Source organism: Croceibacterium salegens (assembly GCF_009827435.1).
In the GTDB taxonomy this organism is placed as follows: domain Bacteria; phylum Pseudomonadota; class Alphaproteobacteria; order Sphingomonadales; family Sphingomonadaceae; genus Croceibacterium_B; species Croceibacterium_B salegens.
Genome location: NZ_WTYM01000059.1, coordinates 178,953 through 195,127 on the forward strand (window position 1 = coordinate 178,953; position 16,175 = coordinate 195,127).

At 63.2% G+C, this 16,175-nt stretch carries 14 protein-coding genes and 1 pseudogene; 4 read left to right on the forward strand and 11 right to left on the reverse strand.

The features are described 5' to 3' along the window. Positions 1 to 144: 144 nt before the first annotated feature. Positions 145 to 1,062, forward strand: coding sequence for a hypothetical protein (locus tag GRI89_RS17020; protein WP_159798137.1), 918 nt, complete (start codon positions 145 to 147; stop codon positions 1,060 to 1,062). 30 nt (positions 1,063 to 1,092) lie between these two features. On the opposite strand, the gene GRI89_RS17025 is transcribed toward GRI89_RS17020, so the two are convergent. The 3 genes from GRI89_RS17025 to GRI89_RS17035 all read right to left on the reverse strand — a co-directional run bounded on the left by GRI89_RS17025 (position 1,093) and on the right by GRI89_RS17035 (position 3,683). Then, the gene (locus tag GRI89_RS17025; protein WP_159798139.1) at positions 1,093 to 2,103 is read right to left on the reverse strand and encodes a nuclear transport factor 2 family protein; all 1,011 of its coding nucleotides are present in this window, start codon (positions 2,101 to 2,103) and stop codon (positions 1,093 to 1,095) included. A 112-nt stretch (positions 2,104 to 2,215) separates the two neighbouring features. Then, positions 2,216 to 3,097: a hypothetical protein gene (locus tag GRI89_RS17030; RefSeq protein ID WP_159798141.1), complete on the reverse strand. Its 882-nt coding sequence runs from the start codon at positions 3,095 to 3,097 to the stop codon at positions 2,216 to 2,218. Positions 3,098 to 3,101: 4 nt separating this feature from the next. Continuing rightward, positions 3,102 to 3,683 carry a hypothetical protein gene (locus GRI89_RS17035; RefSeq protein WP_159798143.1) on the reverse strand — a complete coding sequence of 194 codons (582 nt, stop codon included), beginning with the start codon at positions 3,681 to 3,683 and terminating at the stop codon, positions 3,102 to 3,104. A 156-nt stretch (positions 3,684 to 3,839) separates the two neighbouring features. On the opposite strand from GRI89_RS17035, the gene typA reads away from it, so the two are divergent. Then, positions 3,840 to 5,672 carry a translational GTPase TypA gene (typA, locus tag GRI89_RS17040; RefSeq protein WP_159798145.1) on the forward strand — a complete coding sequence of 611 codons (1,833 nt, stop codon included), beginning with the start codon at positions 3,840 to 3,842 and terminating at the stop codon, positions 5,670 to 5,672. Between the two features lie 78 nt (positions 5,673 to 5,750). Here the strand turns inward: typA and GRI89_RS17045 are convergent, their stop codons facing one another. Next, positions 5,751 to 7,391, reverse strand: a complete 1,641-nt coding sequence (locus tag GRI89_RS17045) for a transferrin-binding protein-like solute binding protein (RefSeq protein ID WP_159798147.1) — start codon at positions 7,389 to 7,391, stop codon at positions 5,751 to 5,753. 255 nt (positions 7,392 to 7,646) lie between these two features. Between GRI89_RS17045 and GRI89_RS17050 the strand changes: the two are divergent. Beyond that, positions 7,647 to 8,006, forward strand: a pseudogene (locus tag GRI89_RS17050) (translational GTPase TypA); the annotation flags it as partial. A gap of 82 nt (positions 8,007 to 8,088) precedes the next feature. On the opposite strand, the gene GRI89_RS17055 reads toward GRI89_RS17050, so the two are convergent. The 4 genes from GRI89_RS17055 to GRI89_RS17070 form a co-directional block, all read right to left on the reverse strand. Then, positions 8,089 to 9,093, reverse strand: coding sequence for a HupE/UreJ family protein (locus tag GRI89_RS17055; RefSeq protein WP_201290966.1), 1,005 nt, complete (start codon positions 9,091 to 9,093; stop codon positions 8,089 to 8,091). A gap of 41 nt (positions 9,094 to 9,134) precedes the next feature. Beyond that, positions 9,135 to 9,989 carry a peptidyl-prolyl cis-trans isomerase gene (locus GRI89_RS17060; RefSeq protein ID WP_159798149.1) on the reverse strand — a complete coding sequence of 285 codons (855 nt, stop codon included), beginning with the start codon at positions 9,987 to 9,989 and terminating at the stop codon, positions 9,135 to 9,137. Positions 9,990 to 9,995: 6 nt separating this feature from the next. Beyond that, complete coding sequence (locus GRI89_RS17065; protein WP_159798151.1) at positions 9,996 to 11,849, reverse strand: DUF3604 domain-containing protein; 1,854 nt, start codon at positions 11,847 to 11,849, stop codon at positions 9,996 to 9,998. A 75-nt stretch (positions 11,850 to 11,924) separates the two neighbouring features. Further along, positions 11,925 to 12,197, reverse strand: coding sequence for a hypothetical protein (locus GRI89_RS17070; RefSeq protein ID WP_159798153.1), 273 nt, complete (start codon positions 12,195 to 12,197; stop codon positions 11,925 to 11,927). A 158-nt stretch (positions 12,198 to 12,355) separates the two neighbouring features. On the opposite strand from GRI89_RS17070, the gene GRI89_RS17075 reads away from it, so the two are divergent. Then, positions 12,356 to 12,961: an outer membrane protein gene (locus GRI89_RS17075; RefSeq protein ID WP_159798155.1), complete on the forward strand. Its 606-nt coding sequence runs from the start codon at positions 12,356 to 12,358 to the stop codon at positions 12,959 to 12,961. A 123-nt stretch (positions 12,962 to 13,084) separates the two neighbouring features. On the opposite strand, the gene GRI89_RS17080 is transcribed toward GRI89_RS17075, so the two are convergent. From GRI89_RS17080 to GRI89_RS17090, 3 genes are read right to left on the reverse strand one after another with little or no spacing between them, the layout of a single operon-like run. Then, positions 13,085 to 13,837, reverse strand: a complete 753-nt coding sequence (locus tag GRI89_RS17080) for a LytR/AlgR family response regulator transcription factor (RefSeq protein WP_235913487.1) — start codon at positions 13,835 to 13,837, stop codon at positions 13,085 to 13,087. Then, positions 13,834 to 14,934, reverse strand: coding sequence for a sensor histidine kinase (locus GRI89_RS17085; protein WP_159798157.1), 1,101 nt, complete (start codon positions 14,932 to 14,934; stop codon positions 13,834 to 13,836). Before GRI89_RS17085 ends, GRI89_RS17080 begins: the two co-directional genes overlap by 4 nt. Further along, positions 14,918 to 15,679, reverse strand: coding sequence for a VV20781 family protein (locus tag GRI89_RS17090; protein WP_159798159.1), 762 nt, complete (start codon positions 15,677 to 15,679; stop codon positions 14,918 to 14,920). The genes GRI89_RS17085 and GRI89_RS17090 overlap by 17 nt, the downstream gene beginning before the upstream one ends. Positions 15,680 to 16,175: the final 496 nt, after the last annotated feature.

Sequence of the window (16,175 nt, forward strand, 5' to 3'; positions counted from 1 at the left end):
TCCATTGCCCAACTTGGCCGGGTCTGGTCCAGCCATTTCCCGCCATGGTTGGGGAAAGCTACGCTTGTGCGTCCGTTCGTGTCAAAGTGTCGCAGTGCCGCTTGGCGGCTTGCCCGGAACCGGCGAGCGGCTAGAACCGGCGCGATGACAACCGTCCTTCCGCGCCTCGCCCTGCCGTTCGTGCTGTTTGCTGGCGCGCCGCTCGCCGCGCAGGATGAGGCCGCGTCCGAGAAGTCCGGCGAAACCTGGGGCGGAACCGAGATCGTCGTCACCGGGCGGAACCCGAACGAAGTCGATGCGCGCGAGGTGACCAGGCAGGCGCGCTCGATCACGCGCGAGACCAACCTGCGGCACGAGCCCGTCGCGCTCTTCGCGGAACCCGCTTGCCCCGGCGTCGCCGGGCTGCAGGTGCGCTTTGCGGAGACCGTCGTTGCCCGTTTCCGGCTCGTCGCGGAAGAGCTCGACATCCCGCTCGCGCCCGAAGGCACCTGCCGTCCGAACATCATCATCTCCTTCAGCAAGGACCCGCGCGCCGGGCTCGAGGCGCTCAACAAGAAGACCGGGGTGTTGTCCTACAACCTCTCGGCCGCCGAGCGCCGCGAGCTGACCGAGAAGGACGAGCCGGTTAAGGTCTATTCGCTGGTTGAGGACGTGATGCGCAACGGGCAGGTCATTCCGCGGCGCCAGAACCTGACCCAGATCCCGGTCGGCACGCAGGAAGGCGGTCAGTCGTTGATCTCCAACGGCATCCGCCGCAACATCACCTCGGTCACCGTCGTGTTCGACAGTGATTTCATCGGCGGCAAGAGCCTGCGCCAGCTGGCCGACTATGCGGTGATGCGTGTCTTCGCCCGGACCAAGGACGCCAAGGGGTCGAACGCGCCGGACTCGATCCTCAGCCTGTTCGGCACCGATCCCGACGTGGTGCCGCCGAGCGGCCTGACCGACTTCGACCGCGCCTACCTGACCTCGCTCTACGAGGGCAGTCCGTATGGCGACGGGTTGAACAGCGTCCAGCGCGTGGCGCAGGTGCTCAAGCGGCAGTTGGGCGGGGACGAGTAGGCGCGGCCGGCACCGCGCCCGCCCACCGCGTCAGATATCCGTCGACGCTCCGACGTTGCGATACTTGATCAGCCACTTGCCATCGACCTTGACGAGGTCGTCCACCCCATTGCCGGCGGCGACGACCTGCGGACGGTCGGGATCGTCGCCCCGGCCGAAATTGCCGAACACCGTCTGGTGGTAGTAGTGGTACTTGGCCGTCGTCGGCCCGGTAAACTCGATGTACTGGTTCATCGTGAAGTGGCGCATCGTCCCAAGCGCCGGCTCGCCCTTGGCCTTGCGGTCTTCCTGGCCCTTGACGAGGTCGGTGATCATCTTCTCGAGCGCCGCGCGGCCCTTGGTCTGGCCGAAGGCGCCGTCCTCGGTGAAGTGGGCGGCGTATTTCTTGGCGTCGTACATGTCCAGGCTGCGGTCGTAGGTCCACATCAGGTTCTCGATCGCCTCGCGGTCGGCCACGCGTTGCGCGGCGGCTTCGGGCGCCATCGGCTTCACCGTGTTCGAGGCCTGCGGCGGGGCAGGGGGCAGGGTCGCCGGATCCCAGTGCTCGTCGGCCTTGCCGTCGACGAAGCGCCAGGTGTCGAACCAGGTGGTCGTGTAGGTGTCGTTGGGGTCGCTGCCGTAGGGCACGATGCGGCGCGTCAGGATGGTGACGTAGTCGCCTTCCGCACTTACCATGACGACCCCGTTCGGGTCGTTGGCCGACAGCGCCGGGCACGGGTCGAGCGGCTTACGCTTGGCGACCTCGGTGAAGTAGTAGACGACGCCGGCCAGCCCGCTCGCGGCGACAGGGTTGTGCTGGATGTACTTGTCGGTCAACCATTCGCTCGCCCGGTTCCACTCGTTGCACTTGAGCAGGTTACGCTGGATGTGCAGCGCCGCTTGCTTGTTGCGGTTGAGCGTGGGGTCCTTGCTGGTGAACAGCGATTCCGGGTCCGGATGCGGCACCACCGGATCGCTCAGGGCGCGCTGCTGGGCGGAAGCGGGCTGTGCCGTCAGCGACAGTGCGGCGGCAGCGGCAAGAAAGGCAAACTGGGACTTCATCTGGATACTCTCCCCTTGATCCGGAATCGGGACGGATGATGATGGGGCGATGCCGCTTTGTCCATCTCCGAACGCTACTTCCCGAGCACGCCGCGGTCAGGCGACTGGGAGGCTAGTTGCCGTCAGTCGCCGCTTCGAGCGAGGTTGAAGCGATGTCGTTGCCGCTATTCTCGAGCGCCGTGGCTTCCACGCGCAACTGCTCGAAGTGTTCGGGCGAGAGGTCGACGGCCGCGGCGCCTTCCTGCCAATCGCCCTCTTCGAGCAATTGGCCAAGTTCGCGGTCGAGCGACCGGTATCGTTCGATGTCCCCGGTGTTGATCGCCCGGCGCATGGCCTTGGCCGCGGGCGCGACGACCTGCCCGCGGACCTGTTTCTCACATGCCTCGATCTGGCGCTGGATGCCGGGAAGCGCGGTGTGGCCTTCGTACGCCTCGAGCAGGCGGCGGCGCGCATCGGGACTGATGTCAAAAAAGGTCGTCTGCTTGGCCAGGTTGCAGTTGGCATCGAAATTGGCCTTCGCCACGCGCCGCACGAGATATCCGGGGCAGGGGCTCGCCTCGTTGGAAAGCATTGCGTAGGCCGTCTGGACGGCCGAGACGAGCGTGGTCTGGTCGGTGCTCTGCGCAGCGCGCTCGAGTTTGCCGGCGTCGCCGAGATTGCAGGCTACCGAGGGGCTGGGTTTGTGCACCGTGAACGCAAACAGGTCGGCGCCGATCTGTCCGCGCACGCGGAACGGCACGCTGGTCCCGTCGGAATAGCGAACCACGATGTCGAGCGCTTGGTAGACGCGGTCCGCAAAGGACTCCTCCCCAAGATAATAGTTGGTCCGATCGGTGAAGTCCGAATTCCCGAGCGGCGACTGGAACTGCACCCGGCGAGGCTTTTCCGATTCCCAGTCGACCTTCGCACGGACTTCGGCCTGGGCAGCTGCGACGCCGGGCACCGCCAGCAGGATCGCCGCCAGCAGCACCGTGATCCGGCATATTTCCGTCATCGCCCTATTCCCCATTGCCCCCTCCTCCGCCGCCACCCGTCAGCCATTTGGCGATTGCCCCGGCCGGCTTCTTCCAGCTGATGCGGAGGAGCGTCGCGAGAAAGGCGCCGAACCATACCACGGCCCCGCCGAGCAGGACATGGATCTGCAAGCTCATCTGTTCGTTCGTGAGCGAGGTGAAGCTGCGCAGGATGTTGAGGTCCTCGCCGTTGTCGATCTCGGACATCAGAACGAGCGAAAGCGCCACCCCGACCAGGCACAGCGCGGCGACCGCCAGGATCGTGCGCAGTCGCTTGTACAGGCCCGCATAGAACTGCGTGCCATAGGTGATTACCGCGAAGACCGCAGCGAGGCTCTTTCCGATCCAGCCGCTGCCGGCAGCGATCCAGTTGAAGAAGCGCCATGAGAAATAGAGGCTCGGTTCGGCATCCTCGGGGAAGATCCCGAACCGGTCGGTGGTCGCCAGGAAAAGAAGCCATGCGATCGCCGCCGCAGCGGCGCCGAGGGCGCAAAGCGCGATGACCGCGGCAGCCACGCTTTCGTTGGTTACGGGCGTCCCTCGCGGTGTTCCTTCATCGTCAGCCATGTCCGCCCCCGTTGGACTGCCCCTCATTGCCCGCCGAAGCTAATGCCCGTTCCCCGGTCCGGCAACATACGGAATCTCGTATACGGTCGAGGGTTGTTGCGACGCAGCAATGGCGCTATGGGCGCCCGCGTAAAACCGCTCCCGAAAGCACAGATAATGACCTCGCTCCGCAACGTGGCGATTATTGCCCACGTCGATCATGGCAAGACGACGCTCGTCGACCAGCTGTTCCGCCAGTCCGGCACCTTCCGCGACAACCAGCGCGTGGAGGAAAGAGCCATGGATTCCAATGACTTGGAGAAAGAGCGCGGGATCACGATCCTGGCCAAGCCGACGTCGGTCGAGTGGACTCCCGAGGGCGGGCACGAAACCTACCACATCAACATCGTCGACACCCCCGGCCACGCCGACTTCGGCGCCGAGGTGGAGCGCATCCTCTCGATGGTCGACGGGGTGATTCTCCTCGTCGACGCCGCCGAAGGCCCGATGCCGCAGACCAAGTTCGTCACCGGCAAGGCGCTCGGCCTCGGCCTCAAGCCGATCGTCGTGGTCAACAAGATCGACCGCCACGACGCCCGCGCCAGCGAAGTGCTCGACGAGGTGTTCGACCTCTTCGTCGCGCTCGAGGCCGACGACGAGCAGCTCGACTTCCCGGTCCTCTACGCCAGCGGCCGCAGCGGCTTCGCCAGCGAGGACCCGGAGGCTCGCGAAGGCGACCTCACCCCGCTGTTCAAGCTCATCGTCAGCCACGTCCCCGCGCCCGATCTCGACGAGGACGGCGATTTCGCCATGCTCGCCACCCTGCTCGATCGCGACAGCTTCCTCGGCCGCATCCTCACCGGCCGCATCGAATCCGGCCGTCTCGAAGTCGGCATGCCGATCAAGGCGCTCGACGTCGCCGGCAACCTCGTCGAGGCGGGCCGCGCCACCAAGGTCTTCGCCTACAACGGGCTCGATCGCGAACCCGTCCTCCACGCCAAGGCGGGCGACATCGTCGCCATCGCCGGCCTGACCGAGGCGACCGTCTCCAACACGCTGTGCTCGCCCGAGGTCAGCGCCCCGATCTACGCCCAGCCGATCGACCCGCCGACCCTCGCCATGACCTTCGCCGTCAACGACAGCCCCTATGCCGGGCGCGAGGGCGACAAGGTGCAGAGCCGCGTCATCCGCGACCGGCTCGAGCGCGAGGCCGAAGGCAACGTCGCCATCCGCATTACCGAGAGCGCCGACCGCGACGCCTTCGAGGTTGCCGGTCGCGGCGAACTCCAGCTCGGCGTGCTCATCGAGACCATGCGCCGCGAAGGCTTCGAACTCTCGATCAGCCGCCCGCGCGTGCTGTTCCAGGATGGCCCGAACGGCCGCGAGGAGCCCTACGAAACCGTCGTCATCGACGTCGACGACGAATTCTCCGGCACGGTCGTCGAGAAGATGGCCATGCGCAAGGCCGAGATGACCGACATGCGCCCGTCCACCCAGGGCAAGACGCGCATCACCTTCTCCGCCCCCAGCCGCGGCCTCATCGGCTACCACGGCGAATTCCTCTCCGACACCCGCGGCACCGGCATCATGAACCGCCTGTTCGAGAAGTACGGCCCCTACAAGGGCCGCATCGAGGGCCGCCAGAACGGCGCCCTGATCTCGATGGAACAGGGCGAGGCCGTGGCCTACGCGCTCAACGCGCTGGAAGACCGCGGCGTGCTGTTCGTCAGCCCCGGCGACAAGCTCTACGAAGGCATGGTGATCGGCGAGAACGCCAAGCCGCAGGACCTCGAGGTCAACCCGCTCAAGTCCAAGCAGCTCACCAACTTCCGCGCCAGCGGCAAGGACGAAGGCATCCGCCTCACCCCGCCGCGCAAGATGACGCTGGAACAGGCCATCGCCTACATCCAGGACGACGAACTGGTGGAGGTGACCCCGCAGTCGATCCGGCTACGCAAGCGGTACCTCGACCCGCATGAGCGCAAGCGGCAGGCGCGGGCGGCGGCATGAAGTCGCCGCGCGCGCTTCGCACGCATTCGTTCGGGCCGATAACGGCGCCAATAAATGGGGGCTAGTTAGTCCAGCGTTCTATTGCTGCTTGGCTACCGTGATGCCGGAGATCTGCGTTCCTGCGCCGGGATTGCCGGCCGGGACGTTGATCGAGAAGTTTCCACCTATCTCTTCGCCCGCGGGACCATAGAAGCGGGTGGTCAATGAACCTGCACCTGTTCCACCCTTTGTCAGATCAACGGTTGTATCGATGAAATCTCCCGATAGGGCTCCAGAGAAGTCGTACGTTCCAAAATCGATCGAGAGTGAACCGTTGCGTCCAGTGCCCGTAAGATCGAGAGTCCCTGACATGACTTGTGTCGAAAAGTTGACGTCGAAGCTCGACGTGCCGCTCACGTCATACTCGTCGCTGGTTGGCTGGTTTGCACCTGCACCGTAAACGACCCCGTGGTATTGCGCGCTACCAGTCCTCGCCTGCATGAGGAATTGTTGCGTCTCGAGCCCATAGACGAAGAAGTCCTCGTCCGTATGTGACGGCACTTGCGAAACGGTGAGATGGCCAAAACTCGTGTAGGTTAAAGCAAGTTCAGTGTTTGCGCTCCCTGGCTTGTAGAGTTGCAGGGAGACGTCCTGGGGGCCTCCTGACGCATCTTTGAGCGTTGCCTCGTAACTCGTGAAGTTGGGGTTGCTCGAAGTGACAATGTCGGTTCCGTCAATCTGGCCGTGCGGAAATTGCGATGACAACGGTGCGAACAGAAACGACCCGTCGGAATGCCACGTGATTTGCCCGCTGCCGAGGAGCGTTTGCACATAGGTAATCGCTCCGGCCTTCCGCGTTACCGAGAACTGCGCGCTGGGCGCAGTGAACAATTGATCGCGAACGAGATTTGTCATCGTCAGGTTCGGCATAGCTGCCCCCGGGACGCTCGTACCGGTGAACGATCCGGTCACCGCAGCGCCGGTAGTGCTGGTTCCGGAAAACGACGCACCGATCTCCTGCGCCTGGGGACCGTAAAAGCTGCCGGACAGGGTTCCAGGGATCTGACCGTACCGACCGCCGAAGACCGCATATCCGGCAAAGGTGCTGTCGGATGCGGAAAGGTGCCCTGAGGCGAACATATCGATGCCGCCGCCATATGTCCCCTCGCCGGTGAGGAGATTGTAATCGGTCATGGTCGTGGTCTGTGCAGTGAAAATCCCGCTCGCGAAGTCGGTGGAGAAGAGCCCTGACCCCTGGAAAATTCGCGGTTCGTGACCGGGCGACGAAGCAAGGCCGAAGACATCGATTTGATAACCCGCGGTCCCGACCCGGGGGACAGCGGAGGCTGCGCTGTCGAGACCGAAGGTGAAGGTTGAAAACAGGGTATCCTGAACCGAACCGCTGATGGTGTTTCGCTGCAGGTAGGCCATGCGAACATACTGCGTCGCCGGGAGGCCGCTGTAGGGTTTCGAAACGATGGTCAGATAGTCATGACCTCCGCTTACGGCGATTGAGTATTGCGTGTCGTTCGAGGTCGTGCCGCTTACGTTCGCCGGGAGGAACTTGTCGCTAGTGCCTCCCAGCGTGACGGTATAGCTCTTGTCGGTCGCGTCGTAGGAAATGGTGAGGTCGCCCAGCGACTTGCTTCCGCTTGCGACCGTTTTCGATGTCAGATCGAACGAAAGGTCGTTTGCGCCGGCATCGCTGGCGAACGTCTGGTTTGCCTTCAGATTGTCCATCGTCGTGTTGACGGCTGAGGGGGTGGGCGTCGGGGCCGGGGTTGAATTTACACTTCCGCCGCCCCCACACGCCGAAAGAGAGACACTCAGCGCCACGACCAGCGCAAGTTTGCAACGCATATCGACCCTCCAAATTATGGACGCACCTTCTTTCGCCCATCTGTAACTGTCAATTGTCTGAAAGCTTTAGAACATAAAAGATGGCACCCGCTGTTGATTTCACACTGCACCCGAATGTCCTGCGGTAAATCGGTCGTGCTGATCTTCATGGAACAGGGCGAGGCCGTGGCCTACGCGCTCAACGCGCTGGAAGACCGCGGCGTGCTGTTCGTCAGCCCCGGCGACAAGCTCTACGAAGGCATGGTGATCGGCGAGAACGCCAAGCCGCAGGACCTCGAGGTCAACCCGCTCAAGTCCAAGCAGCTCACCAACTTCCGCGCCAGCGGCAAGGACGAAGGCATCCGCCTCACCCCGCCGCGCAAGATGACGCTGGAACAGGCGATCGCCTACATCCAGGACGACGAACTGGTGGAGGTGACCCCGCAGTCGATCCGGCTGAGGAAGCGCTACCTCGACCCGCACGAGCGCAAGCGGCAGGCGCGCGCGGCGGCTTAGTGGAACCGTGGCGCGATTGGCAGCATTTCGCGCTGCCGATCCGCTCGCGGCCCACTAGTCCTAGTTACTGCAAGGACTCGCGTCAGGCGAACGAGCCTAGCCGCTCGAACACCCAGAACATGCTGATCGATCCGATCGCGTAGGGAGCCAGCCTGCGTGCCTGAACTGGCCATTGGGGCCGCAGTGCGACGAGGCGCAATGCGACGAGGACCACGGCCACGAAAGCCAGTTGACCCAGTTCGACCCCGACATTGAAGCTGGCGAGCGCCAGCGGGATCGCGCTTTGCGGCAGGCCGATCCGGGCGAGCGCTCCGGCAAAGCCGAGGCCGTGCAGCAGTCCGAATATGAACGCGACAAGCCAGGGCTTGCGGCTGGTCAGCGTCGGCTTTCCTTCCACCTTTCGCAAGAGTTCCAACGCGAGGAAGGCGATGCTGAGCGCGATCGTTGCTTCGACCGGCGGGCCGGGCACGTCGACGTAGCCGAGCGCGGCCACGCTCAGCGTAATGCTGTGGGCAACGGTGAACGCAGTAATGGTCTTCACGATCCGCATCGCTCCGCTGGTGATGAGGATCAGCGCAAAGACGAACAGCAAGTGGTCAAAGCCCAACAGGATGTGTTCCACGCCAAGCACGAGATAGCTTCGCACCACCGTCCAGAACGATGGCTCGGTATCTATCTCAACGCTCGCCTTGGTTGGCTGGAGCAGGTAGCTGAAGCGGCTGCCGTCACGCAGCTCGATTTCGGCAAGGACGTCGATTGCCGAATTGCCGAGCCCGTCGATAGTGAGCGTGCTGCCGGGGAGCGGCCCCTCTCCATCGAGATGGTAGTGAAAGACGACGAAGCCTTCGATCAGCGCGCCGTCGTCGGTCTCCTTGAGCGTGAAGCCCGGTCCGAAGCGCGGGGCGATATCGAGGACCGTATCGTCTGTTCTGGGCACCTTCCACAGGACGTCGTAGCTGTCGGGGCCGATCTCGCGCACCTGCAGATAGGCGGGGCGGATTTCATGCGCCTGGGCTGCAGGGACGGCGGCAAGGAAACATAGGGCGAGCAGGGCAAGGAAGCGCCACACCGGCCGCATGACGGCCATGGACGCGCCGCAAGCCTGGCCAGGATCCCTCACGCGGCGGATCATTGCGAGGCGAGCGCCAGCTGGACGTCTGCCGGGACGCCCTCGGCCGTGATCCGTACCGTGTAGCGCTTGCGCAACGCGTCGTATGCCGCCTGTTCGGCATCGCGCTGTGCCTGGTAGTCGTACTCTCGCTGCACGTATGGCCTGACGCTTTCGAAGCTCGGCTGGTGTGCATCTTCGCGCTTGTCGACATAGACAAGGTGAAGCCCGTAGCCGGAAGCGATCGGACCTTCCCACTTGCCGACGGGTACCTTTGCCAATTCCGCTGCGAAATCGTCACCGAACGCATTGGCAATGTCGGGCCCAGCCGTGACGCCCCAATCGTTCGGGACGCCCATCCTGTCTTCCTGCGCTTCGGGAACCGGATTGCCCTCGCGCAGCGCCGCGAGCGTGGCTAAGGCCGCGCTCCGTTCCGAAGTCAGGAAAAGGACCTGGCGAAATCCGATACTCTGCGGCTGGGCGAACAGGTCGGGACGCCTCTTCATGTAGATGCGCAGCTCGTCGTCCGTGACGGGCTTCATCAGCCGCGAGACATCGCCTGCGACTGCCTCCATCTTCTGCGCCAGCCTGCGCTTGATGATTTCGTCGTTCTGGTCGAGGTTCATGCGCATGGCTTCGAGGTAAAAGATTTCCTTCCGCAAATGCCGGTCGATGATCGCCTTGACGTCGTCAGGTGAGGGGTCGCGTTTCCATTCCGCCTTCCACAGCGCTTTCAGATGGTCGAGCTGAGGCTGGTCGATAACGATCTCATCGACCGGCGGCCTGGGCGGATTGATCCAGTACCAAGCCGCGAAAATCAGGGCCCCGAGAGCGATGAAATGGACGAGCGGTTCGCGAACCAGTCTGGCTAACATGCGTCCTCAGTTCACCTCATGCCAGATCGGCGAGCCCCAGGCGCGCTCCACGATCTCCTTCTTGACGTCCGGCTGGAACTTCACGCCGAATTTGAGTTCGTCGTAAAGGTTCCAGCGTGCCGTCGGAAGTTGCAGCACGCGAATGTAGTAATAGGCGTTCTGGTTCGGATCGTAGTCCGGATCGGTCCACACGCCCATCAGTTCGGCGCTGCCCTTGGTGGTGTTGAACTTGCCCGTCTTCAGGTCGATGGGGGCGTTGATCGGCTCGACCGTCCCATCGGCGCGAAGGCGATTGCCCGAAGCGACGACGTTGTAGACCTTGTCCTTGATTTCGCCGTTCTCGTACCAGCCCTTGACGATCTGGATGCGGTCGAGGTTGGGTCCGATCGGATCCTTTACCGCCCAGACCAGCAGTTGCGGCGCCCTTGTGCCGGTGTAGTTCCCGCCCATCGGCACGCCCTTAGCATAGCCGTCACGAACCATGTCGGCGTATGAGGCGTAGCTCGAAGCAAAACCCTGGCCGGCGAAGGCGCGCACCTTCATGCGGGGGCCGCTGGTGGCGAAGGTTTCCTTGGCGGCCATGGAATCCCAGATCGCGCCGCGTGTGTTGGACGTAGCCCAAACCCCGGTGATTGCCCCGGGGCTGAGGTCGGAGACCTTCATTTCCCCTTCGAGGATTGCTGCGGCGCGGATTTCTGCCGTCTGGTCGGCCAGGCCGTGGCTGCCCACGGTCCAGTTGTCTTCTTCGACATTGCCGGGTGCGCCGTTGTGGCTGTCCGTCCCACCGACGAAGCCGTACTTGAACGGGTTGATGCCCAAGTCGGTCTTGTACTTGAGACCGCGACCAAGACCGTAGCGGACGAAGTTCTGCTTCATGAACTTGCGATCGTTGTAGTCCTGAAGCGATCGCGCGTTCTCGAAATCGGCGAATTCGTCGTTCGGCCAGAAGTCGGGCACCACTTCGGAGTTGCCCTTGATCTGCATCATCTCGATCAGCGGTTCCATGGCCGCCCGCGTGGCCGCGTACTCCCGTGTGATCGGCTTGCCGCTGAGCGTGGCCTCGGTGAACAGCAGACCTTTGCTCTCGTTCGGGTTGTGCGGCATCGCGAACACCTTCACACCGGCGTCGCGCTGTGCCTTCATCCATGCCCACAACTCTTCCGGATCGTCACCTTCGTTCGAGGAGAACGGGACTTTCGGCAGGTTTGTGTCCCGGAACAGGATGTTGCGATGGAGGTTGCCGCCGCCAGGTGCCGAGGTCCACTCGTAGGCGTGGATCGTAGTGAACTTGCCGGGCTTGTAGTTCCGTTCCGTGGCCTCGTAGTTCCTGCGCCAGGTCGTTTCGACGGCGGATTGGCCCTGGAAGAAGGATGGGTGGGGGTCTCCGCCGCCAGCCAGCGGGGTCAGGACATACTTGCCGTAAAGCCCCAGCGCGGTTTCGAGGTCCGGTGCATCGCGGAAGGACTTGGCGATCGGATCGTCGTAACCGGGAGCTCCCGGGTTCATCAGGCTGTAGGCTTCGCCCATGAATTCGGAGTGATCGGTCACCGCGACGAAATCGAGCGGCCGCTTGATCTTGTGCATCGAGCCGTTGACCATGATTTCCTCGCCCTGGGCGAAGCGATAGGCGTCATCCGGCGTCAGGCGATTGCCGCCGATGAAGGCGTCCATGGAAACGCCCGTGTGCAGGTGTGTCTCGCCGAAATAGGCTTCCTTTAGCGGGTTCTGCGGGACGTCCGCGTCCGAAATCGCCGGGAGCACTTCGTGTTCCGGCCCGGTTACAACAGCCTGCTGGGCGGGGGCGAATGCTGCCAGTGCGATGATGAGTCCTGATGCGCCACACGCGAGAAGCAGTCTCATAGCCATATCCCCTTATCGACATCCGCGGTGCGGATGATCCTTCTGACCCGAGGCAACGATGCGACGACGGTCATTCTAGGCCGAGGCAATCACGCGGGTATCGGGAATTTCCCCCCCCTTTTCTTCGACGAAGGAAAAAACCATTTTCCTACAGGCCCCTGTTTGTGCCTTGGCCTGACCGTTGAGGGCTTCGCCCCCAGCTACGCTTCCGGAAAGCTCGCGGTGGGCGGGGTCGGACCAGTCAGGAGATCCGACGCAGATGTTGACCTGACGGCGGAGCGTGGATCGACCTGTCGGCGGACGGGCGGCCCTGTTGTCGGAGTTCGTCGACGCAAGGCGGCCTTTCATCGCAGCCGCCCCATGCTGGTCGCTTGGCCAATCGAGTTCAGCTACGCCGCAGCGCACTCCCGCAAATACCCTGCCACTTGAAGCTACGGAACGCCGGATGGTCCGGCGCTTCAGGTCTGACGGGCGATCAAGATCGCCCGTATGAGGGAATATTTCAAATGAAGAAGACTGCACTGGCAGCATCGATTGTGGCTGCCTTTACCTTCTCCGGTGCGGCTCCTGCCTATGCCCAGGACGACAAAGCCTTCACCGGGCCCTGGGCCGGCGCGGTCGTTGGCTACGACACCTTTACCTCTGGCGACGACACCGACGATTCCGAAGATGGTGTCACCTACGGCATCGCGCTCGGCTACGACGTAAACCTTGGCGGCGTGGTGCTGGGTGTCGAGGGTGAACTGGCCGACAGCTCGGTCAGCGCTTCGGCCACAGACGTGCTGCAGGACGACGACATGCTGACCCTGTCGGCAGGTCGCGATCTCTACGCCGGCATTCGTGTCGGTGTGCCTGTCAGCGAAACCATGCTGCTGTTCGCCAAGGCGGGCTACAGCAACCAGCGCTTCGCCGCGACCTATGAACTCGATGACGAAGTCGAGAGCATGGGCGAGAACCTCGACGGCTATCGCATCGGTGGCGGCCTCGAATTCGACTTCGGGCAGCCGTTCGCCCGCATCGAATACCGTTACTCCGATTACGGTGCCTTCTCTGCCACCGATATCGAAACCAGCCGTCACCAGGTCATGGTGACTGCCGGTCTGCGCTTCTGACAAACGCACGACCCCCAAACCCCGTCCATCGGAAGCGCACCCGCCCGGCCTTGTGCCGGGCGGGCATTTTTCCATGTCGGAGTGAATTGCGAGCGGTGGGCGATCCAGCGCGCTGCCGCGCCCTCAACCTTCCCTGCCGGTTAGCGCCTTCAGTACGTGCTTGACGTAAGTAGGTCCGACCTGGACGATCGCCCCGTCGCGCAGCACTAGGTTGAGGCTGCCTTTGCCGGGACGCTCCAGCCTTTCCACCAGGTTCGGCCGCACGAAGGCGGAACGATGCACCCGCATCAGGCCCTGCGGATCGAGTTGCGCCTCGAGCGCATGCATCGAGATGCGATGGAGATAGCTGCGCGTCGAGGTATGCAGCAGGACATAGTCCTTTGCGGCCTCGATCCAGTCGATCAGGTCCACGTCCAGACGCACCTGACCTTCCCGCTGCGCCACCCAGAACTCACGCGTATAGCGCGAGCTTTCGGCCAACGTTTCGCCTCCGCGCGTGGCCGCTTCGTTCAGCCGGATACGTCGCTGGGCACGGACGATTGCCTGGCGCAAGCGGTCGAACCGGACCGGCTTGAGCAGGTAATCGGCAGCATCGACGGCAAAGGCGTCGGGCGCGAAATGTTCGAAGGCAGTCACGAAAACGATTTCCGGGCGATTTTCCAGCGGCAGGTCTGCCGCCAGCGCCATGCCGCTGCCGCCGGGCATCTGGATATCCAGCAGCACGAGATCGGGATTGTTCGCTTCGATCAATTCTGCGGCCCTGGTGGTATTCTGCGCCGTACCGACGATCTCGACACCCTCGATATAGCCTAGCAGGTCGGCCAGGCGGTCGAGCGCCAGCTCTTCGTCATCGACCAGCAGGATACGCAGCGTCATCGCGGTTGTTCGATCACCAGCGGCATGCGCGCTATGGCAAGGTATGTCCCTTGCCGGCGTAGCGTTTCGATGCGACCGCGCTCACCGTATAGCGAGGACAGCCGCGCCTCGATATTGCGCAGGCCGATTCCGCTGCGCTTCTCGCTCAACGCGGGATCGGGGCAATGATCGTTCTCCACAATTAGCACCAGGTCTTCGCCGTCCTGCTGTACCGCCAGCACGATGTTCACGGTCTCATCGGTCTCTGCCACAGCGTGCTTGATGGCGTTTTCGATCAGCGGCTGGATCAGGAACGGCGGGATTCCGGCGTCGCGCAAGTGCGGCGGGCAATCGATGTCGAGCGCCAGCCGCTCACCGAAACGGATCCGCTCGATGGCGATATAGGCGGCAATGGTCTCCAATTCGATGTCGAGCGTCTGCGGGTCGTCGGGATCGCGTGCCAGGGTCGAGCGCAGGAATTCGCTCAGCGCTTCGAGCATGTGCTCGGCCTGCCGGTTGCGCTTGGTGATGACCAGCGAAGATATCGAGTTGAGAGTGTTGAAGAGGAAATGCGGGTTCAACTGGTAGCGCAGCGCCGAAAGCCGTGCCTGCTGCGCCAGCGTATTGGCCTCGGCCAGCAGCCGGTCACGGTCGAGCGCCAGCCGGTTGTGCGCCAGCAGCGCGTAGATCGCGCCGAGCAAGCCGAAATGCGGGATGAAGACGGCGAAGTTGTTGGTCAGGCGAAAGATCGGGTCCGTGGATAGCGTGTTGCCTGGCTGGAACGATGCGATGAATCCGGCGGCGGCCAGGTCGAGCAGCGCCAGCAGCGCGGCGGCGGCGAGCACCGCCAGCGTCGCCACCACAAGCTTGCTTCGCATCTCGCGCTGGAAAACTCGCCAGATCGCGACGAACAGGGCATACGAAATCGCGGTGCCCCCCAGCGAAATGGCTGCAATCGACAGGAACAAATACAACGAAGGTTCCTGCCCAGCCACGAACATCGGGATCACGAACAGCACGGACGACAGCACCCAAACTACAGGCGTCAGCCAGAGGGCGAAGCGGCCTTCGCCCTGGCGCAGCAGCTGCAGCAGGTTGCCGTCAGTCTCCGAGGGCACTGTTCGCCGGATCCCGGAAAACTGCCAGTGCCAGCGCTCCGACAGTGATGGTGCGCGAAAGGCCTTCGTCGCTGAGGTCGCTAATGTAGATCACGGGCTGGCCATTGATTTCGACCGCGCCAACCGGGTGGCCATCCTGTTCGAATACGTAACCAATGGGAGTGGCCATTTCGATCGGCGACCCGGCAAGTTTGTGGACCGAGCGGATTTCCAACTTTTCGCCGCCCAGCGCAATCTCCCCGCGACGTTCGCGGCGGCTCAGGGCACCGGCAAGGCCGGTCCGCACTTCCTGCAGTTCGAAACGCGCAGGGATGGCCCGTCCATCAGCCGTGAATTCGCAACGATACGACATCCGGCGCGGGGTGAATTCCACCACGCCGAAATCAAGCACGCGCTCGCGCATCCGGCAGTCCGCCTCGATAGTCGAACTGATGCCCGGCCCTTTGATCACGAAGCCCGAATGGCCCGAATTGCGCACGACGGCATCGAGAAAGGCCAGCCGTTCTTCCGAGCGCTCGTAATCACCGGCATAGTCGCCGGTGCGGAAGCGGCCGTGATTCCAGCCGCCGATACCCTCCACGGGCAAACGGACGGATTGGTCAATCAGCGGTTGCGGCACGCGCATTTCTGCCGGCTGGATGGCAGCGCAGGCACCAGCCATTAGCGGCGCGGCAAGGGCAATCGGCAAACGCATCAGGTCGTCCTTCGGGTATTCAGGATGCCGCAATGATGCGACGACCTGCACCTTCGCGCAGGACTTACGCTGCCTGCGATGGAAGCCACGCGACCAAGCGACGAAAGCCCGAAATGCCGCGACCAAACCCTCCTGCCTGCAGCTATCGCGATGCCGGCTGCACGAATCGCGCCGAAATCCTGTCGCCACTGACAGCCTCACTGCATGGGAATAGTAGCGGAGAATTGCCCCGCCCCTCCACGACCAGCCAACTTGTCCGCGAAGAATGTCCACTTTCGGGAACTAAGAAGTCGGGCTCTTATCTCTTGGATCAGTGCGCAAAGCTGAAGTGAAGTTCTTCCGCTTGGGCCAAAAACCATTTTCCTACAGCCCCCTGTTTGTGCCTTAGCCTGATCGTTCGGCAAGCTCACGGTGGGCGGGGTCGGACCAGTCAGGAGATCCGACCATGCGCAAGAAAGGAAGGGCCCTGCGCGAGGCCCAGGCTGTCGTCGCGGAGGTGGCCGGCTCGGCCTCGGCTCCGGGCTCCTCGGCGCTGCGCCGGCGGGCG